This is a genomic window from Moorena sp. SIO3I6 (assembly GCF_010672095.1).
Map to the genome: position 1 here is coordinate 1 of NZ_JAAHHU010001220.1, position 1,536 is coordinate 1,536.

General features: G+C 47.1%; 1 protein-coding gene. It reads right to left on the minus strand.

The annotated features are described in order from the left end of the window. Positions 1-430 precede the first annotated feature (430 nt). The coding region (locus F6K49_RS47870) for a CHASE2 domain-containing protein (RefSeq protein ID WP_293109625.1) at positions 431-1,536 on the minus strand (1,106 nt) is incomplete at its 5' end.

The window sequence follows — 1,536 nt, forward strand, 5'->3', positions numbered from 1 at the left end:
CAGGCGGCGTTTTTTCATTGATACTTGTTACAGCGCCTCTCAAGCCAACTTTTCGCAGATGATCAGAAAAATTTTTTTTTTGAAGCAAAATTTGCTTAGCTATTCTAGTTTCCTTGGTGTTTGAGATCAGATCCGGATCTTTTTGAGTTGTGAACGATTACCCTTAAGAAAAGGCGTTGCTGAATTAAGGAATGAATGCGCAATCATCTGGTTTTGTTAAAGCCCCCGTGGGTCCCCCAACTTTGGGGGACTTTGAACGTCTTATTCCCCCCAAAATTGGGGGGTTAGGGGGGCAAAACCATACCTAGAATCAGCAACGCCTAAGGAAAAGGCAAGAGGCAAGAAGCAAAAAGCAAGAGCTAATCAGGTATATAGGGATTTTTTGCCAGGTCAAAAACTGTAATTATTGTTTCCAACTCAAATGGAAATGCTAGAGAATTCGTTCGATAGCTAACGGAGTGATTGCTCCAAGTGGTTTCCGGTAAACCACTACAATTCCGCTAGTGGCTACCAATGCTAAGGCTGATGGCACCAGCGGTACCCATACTCCTAGAGTAAATAGACCAAAGCATAGGAGATATAAAACCCCTGTCGCTGTGATCGTAGCGAGTCCCCAATACAGCATTCGACCACAGCGCCAGGCAATGGTACCACCAATGATTGACCAACCCCAAACCCAGAACAGGTCTCCCCAGACCGACCACACTGATAATAATGGACGCTCATCAAGAGCAGCACTGATCATCTGACTGACCATCTGAGCCTGAATAATTACCCCTGGCATTTCTTGGTATGGCCACTGCAGGGCACTGTAGGGGGTAGGATGGTAATCCTTGGCAATCTCTGCAGTTATTCCGATCAGGACTATTTTGTCTGTCACCCACTCTGGTTTAACCTTACCCTCTAGCACCTCTGTAAAAGTGACTCGTCGGGCGACAGTTTCCCGGTAATTTAGTAACACCTGGAACCCCCGATAATCACGATTGTGATAACCCCCAGCATTAGCTGACAAATCTGTGAAGACAGTCTTACCCAAGCCTATTTTATTCATAGCAATGGTTTTTGCCTTGATTCCCTCTTGGGCTAAGTAATGTAATGCGACCCTAGCACTGAAGGAATGGTCCGTGGCACAGGGGTCATCGTGGTAGGGATGCATAAATACAAGATGCGTACGGATAATGCCATCAGGGTCAGCCATGATATTGCTAAAACCAAGGCGGGATTCTGGCACCCCAGAGGGAGGTTTGATGCCTGAATTTTCCGGGTTGTTAGCTACCCTAGCGCTACAAAGAGCAATTAATTTATGATTTTGCTGTAACTGACGGCTCAATGCCTGGTGACCAGGTTCTCTAGGACGTTCGCGAAAGATGTCTAAGCCAATCACTCGCGCTTGATCAGACTCTAGCTTCTCTAGGACTTGGGCTAGGGTTTGATCTGGGAGGGGATAGCCATAGCGCTTGATCTCGGCATCTGTGGCTTCAACCACCAGCAAACGGGTGTCTACCCCTGGATTAGGTCGCAGCCGCATCAGCTGGT